A 20,829-nucleotide genomic window follows, 5' to 3' on the forward strand; every position below is an offset into this window, starting at 1 on the left:
GACTTTGCTGTTTTGGAACCAAATCTGCATATTATTCATGATTTCTTGTATATTTCTCATTCGTTCAGCAAGCCCTAATAGCCAGTGAGAGAGAGCGGGAGGGGTAAAATGACAATAAAAAAATGGATGCCACTAATAGCGACAGGGATACTGATTTTGTGTATTTACCTAACTTTTTTGCTGGGTGTTCTTTAAATGGTGTTTCAACCAACTGGTCAGGGGAAATAAAAGTGACAGCAATTAACCGTAATGTAACAACTGATAATTTGAAGCTTGAATATAGGGTTAAGGAGTTACCTATAAGTTTAAAAAGTATAGAAGTAAATCTATCTGAGGAACTAGGTCTTAATAAAACAATCAAGTATCACAATCCATACCAATACAGTGATACTGTTTATTTAATGACACTTGATGGAGGAGAAATGGATGCTTGGGTTCTTCCTGTTTGGAAACTCCGAAGTAAGCTTTCCAATGCATATGTTACAATCATTTGGGATGACACAAAAGGAATAGAGCATACGGAAACTATTAAACTGAAGTAATCGAAAAGGAAGCTAGGTTTATGAGCTCTGGGGGAAAAGGTTAACTGTATTAAAATTATTCAAATTCTAGGCCCACGTTTATTTTTAAGGCTGTTTTCGTAAACTTTGTGGCTTCTGAAGGAGAAAAATAAACATTGTGATATAATAAAGATATAAAAATAGTAATTGTATAAAGGTTTGAATATGATAAATTAGGAATAACAAATAACTTTCAGGAGGTGAACCCATTTGAATAAATACAGTATTTTTTCACTTGCTACTTTGGTAATCTTCATTGGTTTGTTTTATACAATGTTGAGTGGTGTGTCGTTAGGAACATTCGGTAAACCATTTATTATTTCGATGTTTCTGTTCCCATTATTAGGAGTTTTTTCGGGACTAAAAGCCAAAAAAGGCATAATGAAATGGCTACTAATAATACTTAACATTATTGCAATTTGTACAATCGGATATATTTCATTACTTGCCAATGGTATTGCCGAAAATTGATGCAAGACGGGTAGCATACGCTATCCTTTTTTATGCCTTATAAAACAGACCTTAAAGAATTGACTGTGGTGTTGGTCGATTTTTGACACGCTGAAATAAGCATTTGCTCAACACGTTTTTCAAATGCCAAATACTTGCCTAATTCAAGCCAACGGAACAGTGTCAATTTCTTCAGCTCTTACACGACCTGTTCCTGCTTTTCGAGCAATCACACTACCGTTACGGTCTTGTGCAACTACAACAGCAATTTTAAGGTTGGAAATTCCTCTTTTTTCGTCTTTTTCACCTCGTTTCTTGGATTTTCTATGAGTGATTTCTCTACCTTTCATAGACTCACGAAAGAAGGTTTCGTCACTCTCAACGATACCTTGCAGTTGATTAAAGCCAAGACTTCCTAATGCGTTCAAGATTTTATGCCTCCAATAAAAGGCAGTAGAAATGTGTATTTGGAGTTTTTCAGCGATTTTTGGTAGGGTATATCCCTCTACCATTAATTCAATGTATTTCACCCATTTTTCAGGGTATCGAGAGCCTGAAAATGGCGTATTTGTCAGATCATTGAAAGATTTTCCACAATCATTACATAGATAGCGTTGTCTTGAGCGATAGATACCGTTCCGTTTAACCGATGTACTACCACAATGGACACAACCCAAGAGCGCGGGAGACGGCGCTCTGACGCTCGCGGCTCCGGGCAACGAGCCAGCCGACGCGTACTTGTTTGACCCGCTGGACGCCGCGCCTTATTTGCTCGATTTGTCCGAAAACGAAAACAGCGTGCCGGAAAATTACCGGGAGGTCGAAAAGCGCCCGGACGTGCTAGTCTACACCTCGGAGCCGTTGCAGGAAGACGTCGCGATCGCGGGGGAAATCTCGGCTGTCCTGTACGCGGCAAGCTCTGCGCGGGATACGGACTGGCTGGTGCGCCTGAGCGACGTCGATGAAGAGGGCAACTCCATCCGGCTGTCGGACGGAATCATCTGCGCCCGCTACCGTCATTCTTTTGCCGAGCCGAAGCTGCTTGAGCCAGGCCAGATTGAGCGCTACGAAATCCGCATGGGCAAAATCGCCAACGTCTTCGAAAAAGGCCACCGCATTCGGGTCTGTGTCACGTCCGGGGCGGAGAACTTTTCGTTCCCGAATCCGAACACCGGGACAGATTTGGCGACGGAAACCGAGACGGTGGTGGCCCGGCAGCACATTTACCACGATGAACAGCACCCGAGCCACATTCGCCTTCCTTTGCTGCCAAAAAACAGGTAGCAGGCGGCACAGGCACAGGGCGAATTTTCGCCAGCACATGCCAATCATGAAACAGCGGCTGCCAGCAAGTTCGGCAGCCGTTTTTTCTCGTGCCAGCATACGTGCAACTAAGGCTGTACCAATGGCTTGTCGCAGCCAAGTTTTCTGATCTGATTATGCAAAAATGGGTTGCCGATGCGCGATTGCATAGATGCTACGGCAAAAACGTTTCGAAACAGGGTGAAAATAAACTGAAATTCCTAAATAATCAGACTTGGTACAAAATATGCAGAGGACAACTTCTCGAAAAAGGAGAGGAGCCTAGCAAAAGAACTGGGGGACTGATCTATGGAGCATCCGACTGCACCAACGCTGAAACGCTCGCTTACCTTGAAACACATCGTCTTTTTCGGGCTGGCTTTCATGGCCCCGCAAACGTTTTTTTCGACCTACGGTGTTGCCGTACACAGCACAAACGGGATGATGCCCACGGCGTATGCGATTGCGCTGATTGTCATGCTGTTTACGGCGTACAGCTATGCGCAACTGGTAAAAGCGTTTCCGAATGCGGGAGCGGCCTACACGTTTACGCAAAAAACGATCAGCCCGCACGTCGGCTTTATCGTCGGCTGGACGATCATCATCGACTACATGTTCAGCCCGATGATTAGCTCGCTGCTCATCGGCATCTCGCTGTCCGCCTTCTTTCCTTCCGTCCCGATGTTCGTCTGGATCGTTTCGTTTGTTGCCGTCATTACGGCGGTCAACATTCTCGGGATCAAGCTGGCAGCACAGTTCAATACGTACATGCTGTTTTTGCAACTGTTCGTCTTCCTGCTGTTTTTCGTTTTGGCGATTTACGGACTGCAAAACGGCAAGGGGGCAGGGACACTGTTCTCGACGCTGCCCTTTTACGATGCAAAAATCAACGTTCCGACGCTTTTGTCCGTCGTTCCGCTGCTCTGTTTCAGCTTCCTCGGTTTTGACGCGGTGACGACGCTTTCGGAGGAGACGAAGGACGCGACGAAAACATTGCCGAGAGCGATTTACATGATTACGCTGATTGGCGGGCTGCTGTTTATTTCCGGCTCTTATTTCGCGCAACTCATTTTCCCGCAGTATCAGTCCTTCCAAAATCCCGACTCCGCTTACTTGGAGATTGCCGCGTACATCGGCGGAAACGTGTTTACGAGCATTGTGATTGCGGTCGGGCTGACAGCGGGTTTTGCCTCCGCCGTAGCGTCAGGCACGAGCGCCTCGCGCATTTTGTACGCGATGGGCAGGGAAAATGTTTTGCCGAAAAAAGTGTTCGGCTATTTGTCGCCGAAGTTCCGCACGCCGATTCCGAATATCGTCCTCATCGGCGTAGTCGCGATGAGCGCGCTGTTTCTCGATCTCATGACGGCCGTATCGTTTATCAATTTCGGGGCCTTATTCGCCTTTTTCTTCGTCAATCTGGCCGTGATTGCCCATTACTACATTCGCGAGAAACAGCGATCGTTCAAAGGCACGATTCAATACTTGCTCCTGCCGCTGATCGGTGCGGCGCTCATCGGCCTGTTTTTTGTCAAGCTGGACAAACACTCCTTGCTGCTCGGGGGAAGCTGGCTGCTGATCGGCTTTCTTTATCTACTGGGGCTGACGAAAATGTTCAGGCAGCCGCCCCCCATGCTCACTGTCGACGAGGTGCACTAAAGGCGTACGGAATGAGGCAAACGTTTTTTCACAGCAAACACGATCTGGAGAGGATGGATATTTATGACCACGCAAACAGCCGACCTGATTGTATCGAGCAACGCCGTTTTTACCGGGCTTTCCGACCGGCCGGAGCCTGCCGCCATTGCCATCGCGGGCAACCGGATTATCGCGGTTGGCTCCAAGGAAGAAATCAGCAAGTACGCAGGGGAAGAGACAAAACGATACGATTTTCAGGACCAGCTCGTCATGCCAGGGTTTCACGACTTCCATCTGCACGTGATGCACGGAGCGGTGATGATGGAAAGCGCGATGCTGTTTTCCGCCCGCTCCGAAGCGGAAGCGCTGGAGATCATCCGCGAATTTGCGCAAGCGAAGCCGAATGAACCGTGGGTCATCGGCGCGGTCTGGGATGCCGGCTACTGGGACACGCAGCGACTGCCGAATCGCTACTCCCTCGACCGGGTTGTCCCCGATCGGCCTGCGATCATGTTCCACGCCGAAGGCCACTACGTCTGGGTGAACTCCAAGGCGCTGGAGATTGCAGGAATCGACCGGAACACGGAAGACCCTGCCTTCGGGATTATCGGCAAAGACGAAACCGGAGAGCCGGATGGCCTGCTGTACGAAAAAGCGATGGGGGCCGTCGTCAAGCACGCCTATCATTTTACAAAAGCAAAGAAGCAGGAGCTGTTCAAAAACTTCCTGGCGCACGCAGCGAGTCTCGGCGTCACTGCCGTGCACGACCTGTTCGCCACAGAATCGATGGATATGCTGACGGATTACGAGCTGTTCAAGGAGTTCGAGGACACAGGGGAGCTGACGGCGCGGCTTCACCTCTGGCCTGCCCTGGACGGCGACCTGGAGCGGGCGAAAAGGCTGCGGGAGACGTACCAGTCAGACAAGCTGCGAGTGTCGGGCTTGAAGCAGTTCATCGACGGCGTCATTACGGCGCGTACCGCCTATTTGCTGGAGCCGTACGCCGACCAGCCGGATACGCGCGGAGAGACGTCGTTTCCGCCGGAGACGATCAAAAAATGGGTGGTGGAGGCCGACAGGGAAGGCTTTTCCATTCGCTTCCACGCCATCGGAGACGGGGCGATCCGGCTTGCCTTTGACGCCTACGAGGAAGCGCAAAAAACAAACGGCAAGCGCGACTCTCGCCACTCCATCGAGCACGTGGAAGTCATCCACCCGGACGACATTCCCCGGTTCAAGGAGCTGGATGTGACCGCTTCGATGCAACCCGACCATTTTGCCATGTCCGAGCGGGGCGTGTACACCGAGCGCATCGGTTTGGCGCGGGAACCGCATGTGTTCTCCATCAACACGCTGCAGCAGGCCGGAGCGAGACTGGCGTTTGGCACAGACTTCCCGATCGACATATTGCAGCCGCTCTTGCAAGTGTATCGCGCCGTCACCCGCATCGACAGCAGCGGGGAAAACGTCTGGCATTCGCATGAACGGATCTCGCTCGCCGATGCGCTCAAGGCGTACACAGCCGGATCGGCATATGGGACGTTCCGCGAGCACGAGCTGGGGACTTTGGAGGCGGGCAAGCTCGCTGACATCGCCGTCCTGGAGCGCAATCTGTTTGCCATCCCGGTGGAGGAAATTCCGGATACGAAAGTGCGGCTGACGATTTTCGATGGAAAGGTAGTTTTTGAGCAGGCGGAAACACTCGTCGAAAAGTAGGCGGCCATCCCCAACGCAAAATCCCAATTTCTCGTTATCCACGCGAGAGATTGGGATTTTTTTCGGGCTGACGCATTCACATTCAGGAGTGGTGGCGTTCTTCTGCTGCGGCCTGCGCTTTTGTTCGGTGCACCGTTCCGTGCGGATGATGGGGCGGCGCGTAGATCGTGTACAGTTTCAACGGCTCGTTTCCGGTGTTGATGATGTTGTGCCACGTTCCTGCCGGGACCATCACGGCATAGTCGTCATTCAGTCTGGCCTGATAGTCCAGCCTGTCTCTTCGCGGCCCCATTTGCACAAGCCCGTGGCCCTCTTCGATGCGGAGGAACTGATCGGTGTCCGGATGGATTTCCAAGCCAATGTCTCCGCCCACGGGAATACTCATCAGCGTCACCTGCAAATGCTTCCCTGTCCACAGGGCGGTGCGATAGTTTGTATTTTGCTTCGCAGCTTCATCAATGTTGATCGCCAGTGGATGAGGGCCGTAGTCTTTCAGCTCAACGCGATTCCAGCCGCCCTCCCAGCTTGCATGCCAATGGGAGTAGGCCGGAAGCCAGTAGTGCTCCCAATACGGCTGATTCCAGTTGACCGGCATGGCGGTGGGATGCCATGGATGGTGATAATACGATGGGTACATCGTGTTGCTCCTTTCGCGGGTTTTGCTCTCCCGATTACCATATGCGGATGCCCATGTGTGTGAAAGCCCAAAAATCGAAAACAGAGCAGAGCGCACAGGCGATCGCCGCCTTTTCGTCACCGCCTGGCGTTTGCGAAAGTCGTTGCCTCATCGCTTGAGAAAGTCGCTGTCCCCTCGCTTGAGAAAGTTGCCACCCCATCGCTTGCCATTCCCACGCTATTCCTATGGAAGCTTGCTCGCTATCTGTCGCAAAAAAGCCGCTGTATTTTTGCCGAAGGGAACGCTATCAAGCTGCCCTCCCGCATTTATTGCGCCGCCGCCGAAGCGCCGTCCAGCAGCACAAAATTGTTGATGTAAGTATCTGGCCTGGAAAAGAGCAGGGTGATCGTGCGGGTGGCAAAGTCGTAGTAATACAGGCCGTTCAATGCTCCGGCGACAGGGGCCAGATGCTTGGGCGGGTTTTTCACAGTTCCAGCGAAGTAAAACCCTTGTTTGTCAACAGACAAGTACATTTCCTCGATTCTCCCCAACTCGGGAAGGTCCAGCTTCTCTTTTTTGCCTGAACCCAGGTAGTGCAAGTAGTTCTCCCGCTGTTTATGGACCATGGGCGCACTTCTGACCAGTGCTAGCTTCGCATCCTTTGAGACGGAAAAAGAAGGAATCACTTCTCGGGCCTTGTACAATTCCCGCAGGGCATTTCCGTCCAGATCGTACTCGACAACGCGGTGCGTGGCGGCCACGACGTCATCTGCCTGTGTTTCGTTTGCCTTTTCCATGTTTTTACTGCTTTCGGCAAAAGAATACAGAGTCGCGTACAGTTTGCGGGTAAACGGGTTATAGGACAACGATCTGGCAGACGTATCGTGATCTTCGGGCTTCATCCAGTACGTAAGCGTGTTGGCGCGCAAGTCATAGGAGGCGAGCTGGACAACGTCTTTCCGTTTTTCCGCGGTCGCCAAAATCACCTTGTCGCCCGTCGGAATGATGGAATTGATCGCAAACAGATCGGTGGTCAACGTTTCTTTCCGCTGCGTCGCCAGGTCGAGCTTCACCAGTTGGTCTGACCCGGTGGCATCGCGTTCCGCATAAAACAGCGCCCCGTTTTGCAGGTCGACGGCGCCGAGCGGGTATTGGGCGGTATCGGGCGTTTCGATTACGTGCTGTACGGTCTTGGTATCGAACTGGTAGGTAAAATACAAATTTTTGCCCTGCTCGGTTGTCGCCGTGATCGACAGGTAGGGAGAGACGGGTGGCGGTGGCGGCAGGGGCACAGAGACAGTCTCCGACGCGGGACCTGTCGTTTGCGAACACGCGGTTAGCGCCAACAAGCCTGTCGCCAATACAAGGATGCTGCGGAACAAGCCGTTCATTGGGTGTGCTCCTTTTTCATAACATGATGAAGATAAGCGTCCCGAACTAGCAGACGCATATGGCAGAGATGCTTCTGCTTATTTTTCATGATAGGTTCTGCCTTTGAAACGGCCAGTCCCTTTCTTTTTGTCGACTTTCGTTTCGAACTCCTGCTCCATGAAGTCAGGCATAATATCTAGGACGGCGTGGGGAAGCCCACCAATATCTCCCTTGTAAGTTTCCTTGACGATGTCGTTTTCAAGGTTTCTAACTCTGATTTCCGTATTGTAGGGTGGTCGGTCGTATTTCATCTTTGTCGCGCAGTTATTGTTTTTTAATTTTTTGTTATCAGACCCTGTTTTTCCTTCGCCATCGTACCAAGTAACCCAGCCTTCACCCATCACATAGTTATCGGTTATCGTAATTTTGTTCTCGTTGTTTTTGCCATAGACGTACTCACCGTTTTTAGGAGGAGTCCAGCCAGCAGCGGCAGCATGACTTGTCGAGAGCGCTTTGGCATTGCTTGTACCGATGCTTGCGGAGTCGTAATCAACCAGCTTTCCATCCGCGGCTACGATCTTGGTCGGATATCCCATCCCATCGTAGTAGACGGTCATGCCGGGGTGCGGCGCAGGCAATTCCGGCTCCGTATCATAGTAGACGGGCAGCGACACTCTCTCCTGTTCGATATGGGCAAGAACGGCTTTCTCTTCTTTATCCGGCTTCTGTTTCTGCACTGCTTTGGCTCTTGGCCTCTCTGCTTCTTCCTTATATTCATAAGGGTGGACGATCATCTTGTTGTTTTCATCAAAAGTAATGATGGTGCCCGGTTCCATCGTTTCCGGGATTTTTTCCGCCGGGGCTTCGCTGTCTGTTTTGGCAGCCGAAACGGTAGAGAGTTCGTCTACGAATGGCACAGCGAGAACAGAGACGGCGAATACGACGGGCAATACAATTTTGAGCGAATGACATTTGTACTGGTTCATATCTTTAACCCTCCTTTTTGTAATTAATTACATTTAATAACAAAATTTGTTGAAAACGTGTCGCAATTTGTCGTTCATAAAAATGTCATACGCTTGGAATGTTGCTTGTTCCCGATGGTTCTCTGTCCTATTCAGCTAATAGAGAAGTTGTCCCTTGCTAAAAACAGGGGAAGACCGCGCTGTTACCAAGAATGCCAACCAGCCCTCAAAAACCCTGCCCCACCCCAAAAAGCCGATGCCCAACATCCCGGCATCAGCCCAAAGATCAATCATCCACCTAAAGACTTGCTTACAGATTCACCCCGAGTTCAATCAAGATCATCATGCCGAAACAAAGAAGAGAGCGCTTTCTGCAAAAAGCTCGTGACGACGTCCTCGTCTTCTGCATGCACCGCAAACGGCTGCACCCAGCTATGATTGTGCGCAAGGTCGTCCGAGGAGATCAGGGCGGCGCGCATGTTTTGCAGCGACATGACAATGCTTTTGCCGTCGAAGTGCTGCGAGTAGAAAAAGGCAAAGTCGTAGCGATGGTGCTCCGTGGCGAAGGTGACAAAGCGCGAGAGCAAATTTTCCGATTGATCGTACAAATATTCGAATTTCATGAGCAGCTCAACTCCTGATAATAGTTTTGGCTAAAGCGCACTGGCTGGCTGACGGTCAGCGCAGAGCGAAATCAAATCGCTTCCTCAAAGTCGATGACAGGCGGCTTTTTCGTGAAAAACTTGGTGCCGATCAGCAAGTAGCCGATGCCCGCCAGCGTCCAGAGCAGCCCGAGCGTCAGGGCATGGCTGTCCAGGTTGTACCAGAGAAACGCGACGAAGCTGGTCCCGCACAACGGGGCAAGCAAGTAGCGATACGTATCCGCCAGGGAACGCCGTTGGTTGCGAATATAGTAATGGGCGATGACGGAAGCGTTGACGGCAGTAAAGGCGGTCAATGCCCCAAAATTAATGAAGGCGAGCGCCGTCTCCAGATCGAGGAACAGCGCAGCAAGCGACACCGCCCCGACGAAAAACACGTTGCGAGCCGGGATTCCTCTCGTTGGATGCAAGTGGCCGAACAACTTTCTCGGCAAGACGTTTTCCCTGCCCATTACGTACAGCAGGCGGGAAGCGCTCGTGTGGGAAGCGATCCCGGAGGCGAGAGCGGCGGTAATGCTGCCTGCCACGAAAAACGCATAAAACAAGTCTTGTCCGAGAATCATCGACATCTCCGGCGAGGGGGACTCCGGGTTTTGGAACTGGTCGACAACCGGAAAAGCGAGCTGCGTGAAATAGGAGGTAGTAATGAAAATGACGCCGCCAATCAATGCGACGAGAAAAATGCCGCGCGGAATCGTCTTCATTGGATCGACCGCTTCTTCCGTATAAGTGGTGACCGCGTCAAAGCCGAGAAACGAAAAGCAGAGAATGGCCGCTCCGGTCAGCAAGGTGGGAAAAGAAATCGCTTCGCCGTAAAATGGCTGGATCGTGAAGGCGCTCTCCCCGTTTGCTGCCGCACTGATGTGCGAGATGCTCAAGCCGATAAAGACGACGACCACGATCACCTGAAACACGACCAGCAGCGTGTTGAAGTTGGCCGTAGACTGAATACCGCGAAAATTGATAAAAGTAGTCACCGCAGCAAGCAAAATGCCCAAAATCCAGCCGGGAACCATCGGGAAGGCGGCGGATAAATAAATTTTGCCCAAAAGCACATTGATGACGGGCAGAAACACGTAGTCCAAAAGCGACACCCAGCCGACCAGAAAGCCGATGTGCGGATTGATCGCCTGGCGCGCATACGAGTAAGCCGAGCCGGCGACAGGGAACACCCGCACCATTTTTCCGTAGCTGGATGCGGTAAACAGCATCGCTGCCAGCGCGAGAATGTACGCGGTCGGGACGTGGCCCCCGGTTTCCTGGCTGACGATCCCGTACGTGTCAAACACAGTCAGAGGCGTCAAATAGCCAAGCCCCAATACGATGACTTGCCACAGCTTCAAGCTTCTTTTTAACGTGGGTGCCGAAGTTGAATAATTCAGGCTTTTTTCCATGACCAATCCCCTTTGCGAGTGAAATGAAAGCGTTTAACATTCAGAAGTCGCTTCGTCCAAAAGCAAGCTTCGATCAACGGCCTGTTACGAGCAAAAGCCAGTTCCTATTCGATCCAGTCCTCCCGCCGCCCGGCTGCGGAGTCTGGTCGCATCGTTTTTCCTCATGTCATTTGCCCCCCTTGCCAAATCGGTGGTGATGCGACTGTTTGCATCAGCAACTGTAAGCAAGGGATGTGCCAAAAGCGAAAGCAGCCCGCAGTCCGGCTTTTTCGCTCACGAGCAAGCCTAATCGAAGACAATGATCCATGCAAAAATTCATCGTTTACCCAAAAATGCATAAAGCGAGAAAGCGCATGCCAATAAGAAGGCACGAGGATCGCCGTTTGGCACACGACTTGCTAAAACAGCAGAGGTGTAGCAGCAAAACGCAGGACGCCCGGGTCATCATTCAAGGGGTTGGAAACGTCGGCAGCTACCTGGCGAAGTTTTTACATGAACAAGGAGTAAAAATCGTCGGGAGCGGGGACGCCAATGGCGCGATCTACGACGAAGCTGGCCTCGACATTCCGTACTTGCTGGAGCGCCGCGATTCGTTTGGCGCGGTCACCCAGTTGTTTGCCGACCGGATCACCAACCAGGAGCTGTTGGAGCGGCCGTGCGACATCCTCATTCCGGCGGCGCTGGGCGGACAGATTACGGCGGAAAATGCGGGGCGCCTGTCGTGCCGGATCGTCATCGAAGCAGCGAACGGGCCAACGACGGCAGAGGCCGAGCGCATGTTGCAGGAGCGGGGGATTATCGTCGTGCCGGACATTTTGGCCAATTCCGGCGGCGTGATCGTTTCTTATTTTGAATGGGTGCAAAACAACCAGGGCTACTACTGGGATGAGGCGACGGTCGACAAGATGCTGCGCGAGAAGATGGAGGGAAGCTTCCGCAAGGCGTACGAGACAGCAGAGCAATACAGCATCGACATGCGCAAGGCCGTGTACATGGTCGCCGTCAAAAGGCTGGCGGAAGCGGCACGCGTGCGGGGCTGGGCGAACTAAGCGGGGAAACACGGGCATAAAAACAGCGGCAGGAGCGTTGCTCATTCGGGCGGCGCTCCTTTTTCGCGATCAGACCAGGCAAAAGCGGTTATGCAAAAATGGATAGATCATGAAAAAACGAATAGAAAACAGCCTGCCTTTCAACGTTTTCACGAAAGATAAAATGGCATAATTTTTGCAATAATATTTCAATGAACGCGCAAGGAAGGAAACAAGGAGTGGTTACAAGCGATGCGAAACAAGCTTTTCCTCATTGCTGTCCTGCTGTCCATGATCCTGTTGCCGGCTTTCGCCCATCCGGCGAGCTTGTTTGCAAAAGGATACAGGCAGCGTTGGGCAGGAGCTGAGGGATAGAGAGGCACTACGGTAACAAAGCCAACTGCCCGTCATCTTTGCCAAAAAGTCCAACGCTGTAGAGAAGAAACAGACGATTCGTACCCGACAACCTACAAACGGAGGACTGAAACTCATGCAATATCCACTTTCCCCAGATGTAAAACCGGAGTTTTGCACGACAGGCACTTTCATGCGTCTGCCGTCCGCGCGAGAAAATGCCAAGGTAGCGATCATCGGACAGCCGTTTGACACGGCGGCGTCCTTCCGCGTCGGAGCGCGCTTTGCGCCGCAAGCGATTCGCCAGGCTTCGATGACGCTGTTCCCGTACCATCCGACGCACAAAGTGTACCCGTTTGAAGACACCAAGGCGATCGACATCGGGGACGTCCCGGTCATCCCGCACAATATCCACCGCAGCTACGAGCTGATGGAGGAAGCCATGCTCGACCTGATGCAAAAAGGAATCGTGCCGATCGGCTTGGGCGGGGATCACTCGATTACGCTGGCCTCGCTGCGGGCCGCCAAAAAAGTGTACGGCCAGGTCGCGATGATTCAGTTCGACTCGCACACGGACACGTGGGATACGTATTACGACGAAAAATATTGGCACGGCTCGCCGTTTATCCGGGCGCATGAGGAAGGGCTGCTTTTGCCGGACAAAGTGTTTCAGGTCGGCATTCGCGGGACGCTCAACCACCCCGGCGATCTCGAAGCGAGCTACGAGCTTGGCTACAACGTCGTCACGACGCAAGAGCTGCGCAACCGCGGCTGGGATGACGTGCTTGGCGAGATCAAGGCAAAAATCGGGGACACGCCGTGCTTTTTGACCTTTGACATCGACTTTGTCGATCCGGCTTTTGCTCCGGGAACAGGCACGCTCGAAGTAGGCGGCTTCACCAGCCACGAGGCGCTGCAAATGATTCGCTCCTTGACGGGCCTGAACTACGTCGGCTTCGATCTGGTCGAGGTGCTGCCTCCGTACGACCCGGCACAGATCACGTCGCTGTTGGCAGCTACGCTGATTCACGACTTTGCCGCCCTGGTCGCCCTGCAACAAAAGCAGGCTGTGAGCAAGTAATCCAGCTATTCATTTTTGCATAATCTATGAATTTTTGAATAGATCATTCGTGCAGGTGATCCGGGTTTGCGCATGTGCACGGGCGCATCCCGGATTGGCACGAGAGTTGCTTTAGGTAGTTTACGTAAATGGATACAGCGGAAGGAGAGGATTCGTTGCATGATGAACCTGAAGATGTACATCAACGGGGAATGGGTAGACGCGCAAAGCAAAAAGACCCGCGAGATTGTGAATCCCGCTACGGGGGAAGTGATTGCCCTCTCGGCAGAAGGGGACGTGGAAGACGCCCGCCATGCCATTCAGGTCGCTCGCGAAGCATTCGACAGCGGCATCTGGTCGGAGCTTCCGGCAGCAGAGCGCGCCCGCTACCTGTTTAAGATCGCCGACAAGCTCGAGGAGCGCGCGGAAGAAATCGGCAGGCTGGAGACGCTGGACAACGGCAAGCCGCTGCGCGAGACCGCTTTTGACGTTGCCGACGCGGCTGCGTGCTTCCGCTATTACGCGGGCCTCGTTACCAAGCCGGACGGGCAGACCTATCACGTGGCAGACCCTGTGCAGGCGATGGTCGTGCGCGAGCCTGTCGGCGTATGCGGCCTGATCGTGCCGTGGAACTACCCGCTGCTCATGGGCGTGTGGAAGATCGCGCCTGCCTTGGCCGCCGGGAACACGATCGTCTTCAAGCCGTCTGAGGTCACCCCGGTCACTGCGCAAAAGCTGTTTGAAATCATAGAAGAAGTAGGCATCCCGAAAGGCGTAGCCAACATGGTGCTGGGCGCGGGAGCTACGGTAGGCAACGAGCTGGCGGAGAGCCACCTGGTGGACAAAATCTCGTTTACAGGCGGCACGGCTACCGGACGCAGCATCATGCGGGCCGCTACAGGCAACATCAAAAAAATTTCCCTCGAGCTTGGCGGCAAGTCGCCGAACATCGTGTTTGCCGATGCCGACTTCGAGACGGCTGTCGATTACGCGCTATTCGGAATTTTCGCGAATCAAGGCCAGGTCTGCTCCGCCGGATCGCGCCTGCTGCTTGAGGACAGCATCCACGACCGCTTCGTCGAGCGGCTGGTGGAACGGGCGAAAAAAATACGCGTAGGCCGCGGCGACGATCCCGCTACCGAGATGGGGCCAGTCGTCAGCCAGGCGCACATGGAAAAAATCTTGCACTACATCGAGCTTGGAAAAGCAGAAGGCGCCCGTCTGGTGTGCGGAGGCAACCGCTTGACGGCAAACGGCCTGGAAAAAGGCTACTTCATCGAGCCGACGATTTTCACCGATACGACCCCGTCCATGAAGATCGTCCAGGAGGAAATTTTCGGTCCTGTGCTGGCGATCCAGCGCTTCCGGGACGAAGCAGACGCCATCCGCATCGCCAACGATACCGTCTACGGACTGGCGGGCGGCGTGTTCACTCAGGACGGCGCCAAGGCGATGCGCGTCATCAAGAAGCTGCGCGCCGGGATTACGTGGATCAACTGTTACCATCCGACGTACAACGAAGCGCCGTGGGGCGGCTACAAGCAGAGCGGCATCGGCCGCGGTCTGGGCACGTATGGCTTCGAGGAGTACACAGAAGTCAAGCAGATCAACATCAACCTGCACGTACAGCCAACCGGCTGGTTTGAAAACTAATACGACAATCAGGAGGACAGCACGATGAACAAGACAGTGGAGAGCAATCAGCATGCACAAGTAAAAGAACAGTACAAAGACGTCTACGCCTATACGAGCCAGGTGCTCGACCTGATCGCCAAAAGCGAAATCACGAAAGACGAAGCGGAGTGGGTCACCCGCCAGACGGTGGAAAACTTCCGCGACCACGTCAATCCGGGCTTTCTTGGCTACCGCAAATCCGTGACCAAGGACGGCCAGTTCGCCGCTGTGGAATGGAAAGACGCAGGCCCGAACTCGTTCATGGACGTCAACGGAAAAGTGTACATCGACTGCCTGGGCGGCTTCGGCATCTACAACGTCGGCCACCGCCATCCAAAAGTCGTGGAGGCCGTCATCAACCAGCTCAACCGCCAGCCGCTGCACAGCCAGGACTTGCTCGACCCGCTGCGCGCCATGCTCGCCAAAATTTTGGCTGACGTGACGCCAGGCAACCTGAAATACGCCTACTTCGCCAACAGCGGGACAGAAACGGTGGAAGCGGCGATCAAGCTGGCGAAAATGCACACGGGCCGCACGACTTTTATCGCGACGACGAAAGCGTTCCACGGCAAAAGCTTGGGCGCTCTGTCCGCTACCGCCAAAGGGGTATTCCGCAAGCCGTTTCTGCCGATGATCCCGGGCTTCCGCCACGTGCACTTCGGCGACATCGAGATGCTGCGCAAGACGTTTGAAGCGTGCGCGCTCGTCGGCGAAGAGATCGCCGGGGTCATCCTCGAGCCGATCCAGGGCGAAGGCGGCGTCAACCTGCCGCCGGACGACTATTTGCAGCAGGTGCGCGAGTTGTGCGATCAGTACGGCGCTCTCCTGATTCTCGACGAAGTGCAGACGGGCATGGGCCGCACCGGAAAAATGTTTTGCTGCGAGCATTACAACGTCGTTCCGGACATTTTGTGCCTGGCCAAAGCGTTCGGCGGCGGCATCATGCCAGCGGGAGCCGTGGTCGCGACAGAGGAAGTGTTCAAAAGCTTTTTCCCGAATCCGTTCGTGCAGACGACGACGTTTGGCGGCAACCCGCTGGCGTGCGCGGCGGCGATTGCGACCTTCAACGTGCTGATCGAGGAAAACTTGCTCGACCGCTGCGTGGAAATGGGCGAGTACATGCTCAAAGGGCTGCGCGAAGCAGCGGCAGCGCACAGCGACAAGGTGCAGGAAGTGCGCGGCAAAGGGCTGTTGATCGGGATCGAGTTCCACAGCGACGAGATCGGCTACGAAGTGTCCAAAGGCTTGTTCGACAACGGCGTGCTGGTCGCCGGAACTTTGATTAACGCGAAGACAATCCGCATCGAGCCGCCGCTCACCATCACCTACGAGGAAGCGGACAAAGTGATCGAGACGTTCAAAAACGTACTGCCGCAAGTCCAAATCTAAATCGTTTACCGGAAAAGAAGACTGCCCACCCCAGTCTTCTTTTCCCCTTTCTTCTCCATGGGAGCCCTGAGTATAATAGAAGTCACACGCCAAGCAATATTGGGAGGACCTATGGTTTCAAATCGTTTTGTCAGAAAAGCGTTGACTGTATCGTTTGAATCTTCAGTAAATGAAGTCCGGAACATCATGTCACGGTTCAACGAACGCTATGTGTTTGTAACCGATCCGAACAATGAACAAAAGCTCGTTGCCTATATACGCAACACCGATCTGCTGCAACGGATGACGGACGCGGACTGGATGGACAGGCCCGTGCGCGAGTTGCCCTATCAAACGAACCTTTCTTTTTTGCAACAGGGAGAAGACGTCCCGGATTTTTTCAAAGTATGCGGAGAAGAAGTCGTCGTGGTTTCCGGTCCGGCCGGACAGCCCGAAGGCTACTTGCGCCGCGAAGATGTGCTGTACTACGTCCTGACCAGCCAGTCCGGGCACCCCGACTGGATTCGCTCGCTGCTCAACTCGATCCCGATGGGCATTTTGATTGTGGACGAGAAGGGGCGGATCGAGAACTTCAGCTCGGAAGTGTTGCGGATGGTTCGCGTGACCCCGGAGGAGCTGCGCCAGCAACGGGTCGGCGAGCTGCTCGACCCGGACGTTTTTCACAAAGTGATCGAGTACGGGGAAAAGGTGCTCAACTATATCATCGTCAACGAACGGATCGGGGTGCTGGCCGATTTTTGCCCGATTCGCAGCCAGGACGGCACGGTAACCGGGGCGACGATCGTCCTGCAAGATTTGCCGTACATCGAAAAAATGGCGATGGAGATGGAATACGTCAAAAACCTCAACACCGACCTGCAAGGGATTCTTTCCTCGATCTACGACGAGATTCTCGTCCTCGATGAAAAAGGCGTGCTGTTGCGCTACAGCGGCAACCTGATCGAAGACTTTTGGGAGATCAACAAGGAGCAGCTCGTCGGCATCAATCTGATGGAGCTGGAGCAGGAGGGGCTGTTTTTCTCCGCGATCGTCCGGATGGTGATGGAGCGAAAACGAAAAGTGTCCGTCACCCAGGAGAGCCGCTCGGGCAAAAATGTGCTCGCGGTCGGCAACCCGATTTTTGACGGCAAAGGCAAGCTGGAGCGGATCGTCATTGCGCTGCGGGATATTACGGAGACGGTCATGCTGAAGGAAGAGCTGCTCCAGGTCAAAAAAATATCGGAGAAATACAAAAAGGAACTGGAGCATTTGCGCGACCAGAAGCAGTACGCGAAAAACCGCCAGTTGATCTACGCCAGCGAGCCGATGGAAAGAGTGATGAAGTACATTCACAAGATCGCCAACACTTCGTCGACCGTGCTGCTCACCGGGGAATCCGGCGTCGGCAAAGAAGTGTTCGCTCGCACGATTTACGAGTTGGGGCCGCGCTACAACCACCCGTTCGTCAAGGTCAACTGCGGGGCGATCCCGGAGACGCTGTTGGAGAGCGAGCTGTTCGGCTATGAAAAGGGCGCGTTTACAGGCGCGAATACGAACGGCAAGCCGGGGTATTTCCGCATGGCCCACAAAGGCGTGCTGTTTCTCGACGAGATCGGAGAAATGCCGCTCAATCTGCAGGTCAAGCTGCTGCGCGTCCTCCAGGAGAGGGAGATCATCCCGGTAGGCGGCTCGGAGATCGTCGAGGTCGATGTGCAAATCATCGCCGCGACGAACAAAAATCTCGAAAAAATGGTCGAGGAAGGCACGTTTCGCGAGGACCTTTACTATCGGCTGAACGTCATTCCTGTCGTGATTCCGCCGCTGCGCGACCGCCCTGAGGACATCCCGCTCATCAGCCTGCACTTTTTGCAAACGTTTAACGAAAAATACGAACGTTCCACCCAACTGTCCCAAGACGCCCTCGACCTGCTGGAATCGTATTCCTGGCCAGGCAACGTGCGCGAATTGCAAAACATCATCGAGCGAATCGTGGTCACCGCAGACGAGGATCTCATCGAAGCGCACCACATTACGCCGCTGTTGAAGACGAAGAAAAAGCAGTATATGCGGCAGCGTTTGACCAAGATCATGCCGCTGAAGGAAGCGACGAGAGCGATGGAGGAGCAGCTTATCAAGATGGCGATGGACGAGTTCAAGACGACGTCCATGGCAGCCAAGGTGCTCGGCGTCAGCCAGTCCACGATCAGTCGCAAATATCAGGAAATCCAAGAGAAGATAAGTCGAGGTGAGCAGATTGGGTTTAAAGTATGACGTAGTATCGCCATTTGCCGGAACCATTGCGCGAATCTTTTTTCGATTGAGTGATTCTGTGCAGGAGGGAGAAGTGCTGTTCACGCTCGCAGACGGCAGCCGGAGCATCGACATCCTCTCTCCGGTTACAGGGAGTGTGGAGGCGATTGAAGTCGAGCAAGGCGAGCTGGTAATTGCGGGGATGATTTTGGCGTCGATCATGCTCTGCAGCGAAGAGTCGAGCAAGCGGGACGAATGCGAAAGCAAGGCGTAACCCGGATCGTTTCGCCTGGGCAAAAAGCGGGCGAATGCCCGAAGCAAGCAAAATGGTTCATGCTGCGTCAAATACGTACAGCAAAAAGGGATCTGCCAGCGAGCGCAGATCCCTTTTTGTTGTAAGCTTTCTCGCGTACGCCGATGATGCTTACTCGGCGATAACGGCCTCCAGCGCCATGACGATCATGTCGTTGAACGTCGTCTGCCGCTCTTCGGCCGTCGTTTCCTCGCCCGTGAAAATATGGTCGCTGACGGTCAGGATCGACAAACCGTTGACGCCGTACTTCGCGGCAAGCGTATAGAGCGCCGTCGTCTCCATCTCTACGGCGAGCACCCCGTAGTCGCCGAGCTTTTTCACCGGCTCCATGCTTTCGCGGTAAAACACATCGGCCGTCAGCACGTTGCCGACCCGCACCGGCAAGCCTTTGGCAACGCCTGCGTTGTACGCTTTTTGCAACAGCTCGAAATTGGCGCAAGGCGCGTAGTCGAAGCCCGGGAATGTCAGGCGGTTCATGTTCGAGTCCGTGCATGCCGTCATGGCGATAATGACGTCGCGCACATGCACGTCTTTCTGGATGCCGCCGCACGTTCCGACGCGAACCAAATTTTTCACGCCGTAGTCGCGGATCAGCTCGTTGACGTAAATCGAAATCGACGGAACGCCCATGCCTGTCCCTTGCACAGACACCCGTTTGCCTTGATAAGTGCCCGTGAAGCCGAGCATGCCGCGCACCTGGTTGTAGCAGGTCACGTCTGTGAGAAACGTCTCAGCAATGTACTTGGCCCGCAGCGGATCGCCTGGCAGCAGGATGCTTTCTGCGATTTCACCTGGTTTGGCTTGAATATGTGTGCTCATGATAAGGCCGTCGCCCACCGAGCGGAACGCACAGGCTCGCTCTCGGCGCGACGGCATTCACCTCCTTAAATGGTAATGGACTGACCAAGCTTGGACGTAGCAGGTCTTGTAATAGAAAAAACAGCGCAGACAAAGGCAATCAGCACGAAGATGCCGCCTACCCAGGCCGTGTCCACGACAGAGTGATGCTCAATGACAAAGCCGCCGACGGCCGAGCCGAGCGCAATGCCGACGTGCAACGCGGACGTGTTCAAGCCTTGCTGAATCTCGTACGACTCGGGGGCCGTTTCGATCAGGTAGTTTTGCTGCGCGGGCGTGATCGCCCAACTGAGCATGCTCCAGACAATCATCACGACGAGGAACAAATAGAGCGAAAATGTCACTGCCGGAATGAGGAACATCACGACAGCGAACGAGGCGATAATGACCAAAATGCTTTTCGTCGAACCGAGCTTGTCTGCCGCCCAGCCGCCAACGCCGCCGCCGAGCACAGCGGAGATGCCGAAAATAAAGTAGACGATGCTGACCCAGCCGGAAGACAGGTGCAAAGCCGTTTTCAAAAACGGAGTGAAATAGGCGTACAACGTCAAATGTCCGGTCAGCATGAACACGGACGTCAGTTGCGCGCTGATGATCTTCGGCTTTTTCAGCGTCAAAAGCTGCTCTCTGAGCGGAATCGTCGGCCTTGCCGGGATTTTCGGCAAAAAGGCGGAAATCCCGATCATGGAGACGAGCGTCAAAACGGAAATAAGCAAAAACGGCGCGCGCCAGCCAAACGAATTGCCGATGACAAGGCCAAGCGGCACACCCAGCACGAGCGAACCGCTCACGCCCATGAAAATGACGCCGATTGCTCTCGCCCGGTACGCCTCCTGGACGATCGAGGAAGCGATGGTGATGGACAGCACGATAATCAGCGAACCGCTCGCTGCGGAAAAAATCCGCCCAAGCATCAAGATCGAATAATGAGGACTGAGCCAGGAAATGACGTTGCCGACGAAAAAAACGGCCAGCGCCCACAAATACAGCGCTTTTCGCTCGGCCTTTGCCGTTACGGTCAGCAAAATCGGAGCGGAAAGCGCAAAAACAACGGAGAACATCGTAATCAGCCAGCCTGCGGTGCTGATGGAGACTTGCAAATCCCCCGCGATGATGTCCAAGATGCCGCCGATAATCAGCTCTACCGTTCCTACGACAAAGGCAGCGATAGCCAGGAGGTACACTTTCATGTTCACGGTGGCGAGCAAACCTCCTTTTGAAATAGTTTATTATAGGTTACTACGATTATAGTA

General features: G+C 53.7%; 18 protein-coding genes and 2 pseudogenes. 12 read left to right on the forward strand and 8 right to left on the reverse strand.

The window, feature by feature from the left end:
• The first annotated feature begins 122 nt into the window (after nucleotides 1-122).
• Complete coding sequence (locus tag AC3WQH_RS17750) at nucleotides 123-542, forward strand: hypothetical protein (protein ID WP_026558163.1); 420 nt, start codon at nucleotides 123-125, stop codon at nucleotides 540-542.
• Nucleotides 543-770: 228 nt separating this feature from the next.
• On the forward strand, nucleotides 771-1,031 hold the full coding sequence (locus AC3WQH_RS17755) for a hypothetical protein (protein ID WP_005830473.1): 261 nt from the start codon (nucleotides 771-773) through the stop codon (nucleotides 1,029-1,031).
• A gap of 155 nt (nucleotides 1,032-1,186) precedes the next feature.
• Here AC3WQH_RS17755 and AC3WQH_RS17760 read toward each other — a convergent pair.
• Nucleotides 1,187-1,687: pseudogene (locus tag AC3WQH_RS17760) on the reverse strand (IS1595 family transposase); the annotation flags it as partial.
• Here AC3WQH_RS17760 and AC3WQH_RS17765 point away from each other — a divergent pair.
• The 3 genes from AC3WQH_RS17765 to AC3WQH_RS17775 all read left to right on the forward strand — a co-directional run bounded on the left by AC3WQH_RS17765 (nucleotide 1,641) and on the right by AC3WQH_RS17775 (nucleotide 5,663).
• A complete protein-coding gene (locus tag AC3WQH_RS17765; RefSeq protein WP_081494715.1) occupies nucleotides 1,641-2,294 on the forward strand; it encodes a CocE/NonD family hydrolase in 654 nt (217 codons plus the stop codon). The pseudogene AC3WQH_RS17760 and the gene AC3WQH_RS17765 sit on opposite strands and share 47 nt — an antisense overlap.
• Before the next feature lie 327 nt (nucleotides 2,295-2,621).
• Nucleotides 2,622-3,968, forward strand: coding sequence for an APC family permease (locus AC3WQH_RS17770; RefSeq protein WP_005830467.1), 1,347 nt, complete (start codon nucleotides 2,622-2,624; stop codon nucleotides 3,966-3,968).
• 63 nt (nucleotides 3,969-4,031) lie between these two features.
• Nucleotides 4,032-5,663 carry an amidohydrolase gene (locus tag AC3WQH_RS17775; protein WP_492332184.1) on the forward strand — a complete coding sequence of 544 codons (1,632 nt, stop codon included), beginning with the start codon at nucleotides 4,032-4,034 and terminating at the stop codon, nucleotides 5,661-5,663.
• 82 nt (nucleotides 5,664-5,745) lie between these two features.
• On the opposite strand, the gene AC3WQH_RS17780 is transcribed toward AC3WQH_RS17775, so the two are convergent.
• From AC3WQH_RS17780 to AC3WQH_RS17800, 5 genes are all read right to left on the reverse strand, one after another.
• Nucleotides 5,746-6,300, reverse strand: coding sequence for a cupin domain-containing protein (locus tag AC3WQH_RS17780; RefSeq protein WP_025845377.1), 555 nt, complete (start codon nucleotides 6,298-6,300; stop codon nucleotides 5,746-5,748).
• Between the two features lie 305 nt (nucleotides 6,301-6,605).
• Nucleotides 6,606-7,670 carry a hypothetical protein gene (locus AC3WQH_RS17785; RefSeq protein ID WP_492332185.1) on the reverse strand — a complete coding sequence of 355 codons (1,065 nt, stop codon included), beginning with the start codon at nucleotides 7,668-7,670 and terminating at the stop codon, nucleotides 6,606-6,608.
• Nucleotides 7,671-7,748: 78 nt separating this feature from the next.
• Nucleotides 7,749-8,636: a hypothetical protein gene (locus tag AC3WQH_RS17790; protein WP_051353959.1), complete on the reverse strand. Its 888-nt coding sequence runs from the start codon at nucleotides 8,634-8,636 to the stop codon at nucleotides 7,749-7,751.
• A 308-nt stretch (nucleotides 8,637-8,944) separates the two neighbouring features.
• On the reverse strand, nucleotides 8,945-9,238 hold the full coding sequence (locus AC3WQH_RS17795) for an SAV0927 family protein (protein ID WP_005830461.1): 294 nt from the start codon (nucleotides 9,236-9,238) through the stop codon (nucleotides 8,945-8,947).
• Between the two features lie 71 nt (nucleotides 9,239-9,309).
• Nucleotides 9,310-10,671, reverse strand: a complete 1,362-nt coding sequence (locus AC3WQH_RS17800; RefSeq protein ID WP_290426325.1) for an APC family permease — start codon at nucleotides 10,669-10,671, stop codon at nucleotides 9,310-9,312.
• A gap of 428 nt (nucleotides 10,672-11,099) precedes the next feature.
• Between AC3WQH_RS17800 and AC3WQH_RS17805 the strand changes: the two are divergent.
• From AC3WQH_RS17805 to AC3WQH_RS17835, 7 genes and pseudogenes are all read left to right on the forward strand, one after another.
• Nucleotides 11,100-11,720, forward strand: a pseudogene (locus AC3WQH_RS17805) (Glu/Leu/Phe/Val family dehydrogenase); the annotation flags it as partial.
• Between the two features lie 231 nt (nucleotides 11,721-11,951).
• Nucleotides 11,952-12,074 (forward strand): hypothetical protein, encoded by a 123-nt coding sequence (locus AC3WQH_RS17810; RefSeq protein ID WP_255320452.1) that lies wholly within the window; start codon nucleotides 11,952-11,954, stop codon nucleotides 12,072-12,074.
• A gap of 115 nt (nucleotides 12,075-12,189) precedes the next feature.
• Nucleotides 12,190-13,134 carry an agmatinase gene (speB, locus tag AC3WQH_RS17815; protein WP_005830454.1) on the forward strand — a complete coding sequence of 315 codons (945 nt, stop codon included), beginning with the start codon at nucleotides 12,190-12,192 and terminating at the stop codon, nucleotides 13,132-13,134.
• A 159-nt stretch (nucleotides 13,135-13,293) separates the two neighbouring features.
• Nucleotides 13,294-14,766: an aldehyde dehydrogenase family protein gene (locus AC3WQH_RS17820; protein WP_005830453.1), complete on the forward strand. Its 1,473-nt coding sequence runs from the start codon at nucleotides 13,294-13,296 to the stop codon at nucleotides 14,764-14,766.
• Between the two features lie 24 nt (nucleotides 14,767-14,790).
• Nucleotides 14,791-16,176 (forward strand): putrescine aminotransferase, encoded by a 1,386-nt coding sequence (locus AC3WQH_RS17825; protein WP_005830451.1) that lies wholly within the window; start codon nucleotides 14,791-14,793, stop codon nucleotides 16,174-16,176.
• A 186-nt stretch (nucleotides 16,177-16,362) separates the two neighbouring features.
• Nucleotides 16,363-18,426: a sigma 54-interacting transcriptional regulator gene (locus tag AC3WQH_RS17830; RefSeq protein WP_235694666.1), complete on the forward strand. Its 2,064-nt coding sequence runs from the start codon at nucleotides 16,363-16,365 to the stop codon at nucleotides 18,424-18,426.
• Nucleotides 18,401-18,679 carry a biotin/lipoyl-binding protein gene (locus AC3WQH_RS17835; RefSeq protein WP_476578002.1) on the forward strand — a complete coding sequence of 93 codons (279 nt, stop codon included), beginning with the start codon at nucleotides 18,401-18,403 and terminating at the stop codon, nucleotides 18,677-18,679. Before AC3WQH_RS17830 ends, AC3WQH_RS17835 begins: the two co-directional genes overlap by 26 nt.
• Nucleotides 18,680-18,829: 150 nt before the next feature.
• Here AC3WQH_RS17835 and deoD read toward each other — a convergent pair whose 3' ends face one another.
• Both deoD and AC3WQH_RS17845 read right to left on the reverse strand, forming a co-directional pair.
• Nucleotides 18,830-19,537: a purine-nucleoside phosphorylase gene (gene deoD / locus AC3WQH_RS17840; protein ID WP_005830445.1), complete on the reverse strand. Its 708-nt coding sequence runs from the start codon at nucleotides 19,535-19,537 to the stop codon at nucleotides 18,830-18,832.
• A gap of 65 nt (nucleotides 19,538-19,602) precedes the next feature.
• The gene (locus AC3WQH_RS17845) at nucleotides 19,603-20,772 is read right to left on the reverse strand and encodes an MFS transporter (RefSeq protein ID WP_221842773.1); all 1,170 of its coding nucleotides are present in this window, start codon (nucleotides 20,770-20,772) and stop codon (nucleotides 19,603-19,605) included.
• Nucleotides 20,773-20,829 lie beyond the last annotated feature (57 nt).

The sequence above is a fragment of the Brevibacillus sp. FW301-21C12A genome, from assembly GCF_058788915.1.

Coding starts and splice junctions, on each gene's coding strand:
- AC3WQH_RS17750 (WP_026558163.1), top strand. CDS start 123: ATGGATGCCACTAATAGCGACAGGGATACTGATTTTGTGTATTTACCT.
- AC3WQH_RS17770 (WP_005830467.1), top strand. CDS start 2,622: ATGGAGCATCCGACTGCACCAACGCTGAAACGCTCGCTTACCTTGAAA.
- AC3WQH_RS17775 (WP_492332184.1), top strand. CDS start 4,032: ATGACCACGCAAACAGCCGACCTGATTGTATCGAGCAACGCCGTTTTT.
- AC3WQH_RS17780 (WP_025845377.1), bottom strand. CDS start 6,300: ATGTACCCATCGTATTATCACCATCCATGGCATCCCACCGCCATGCCG.
- AC3WQH_RS17785 (WP_492332185.1), bottom strand. CDS start 7,670: ATGAACGGCTTGTTCCGCAGCATCCTTGTATTGGCGACAGGCTTGTTG.
- AC3WQH_RS17790 (WP_051353959.1), bottom strand. CDS start 8,636: ATGAACCAGTACAAATGTCATTCGCTCAAAATTGTATTGCCCGTCGTA.
- AC3WQH_RS17795 (WP_005830461.1), bottom strand. CDS start 9,238: ATGAAATTCGAATATTTGTACGATCAATCGGAAAATTTGCTCTCGCGC.
- AC3WQH_RS17800 (WP_290426325.1), bottom strand. CDS start 10,671: ATGGAAAAAAGCCTGAATTATTCAACTTCGGCACCCACGTTAAAAAGA.
- AC3WQH_RS17810 (WP_255320452.1), top strand. CDS start 11,952: ATGCGAAACAAGCTTTTCCTCATTGCTGTCCTGCTGTCCATGATCCTG.
- speB (WP_005830454.1), top strand. CDS start 12,190: ATGCAATATCCACTTTCCCCAGATGTAAAACCGGAGTTTTGCACGACA.
- AC3WQH_RS17820 (WP_005830453.1), top strand. CDS start 13,294: ATGATGAACCTGAAGATGTACATCAACGGGGAATGGGTAGACGCGCAA.
- AC3WQH_RS17825 (WP_005830451.1), top strand. CDS start 14,791: ATGAACAAGACAGTGGAGAGCAATCAGCATGCACAAGTAAAAGAACAG.
- AC3WQH_RS17830 (WP_235694666.1), top strand. CDS start 16,363: ATGTCACGGTTCAACGAACGCTATGTGTTTGTAACCGATCCGAACAAT.
- deoD (WP_005830445.1), bottom strand. CDS start 19,537: ATGAGCACACATATTCAAGCCAAACCAGGTGAAATCGCAGAAAGCATC.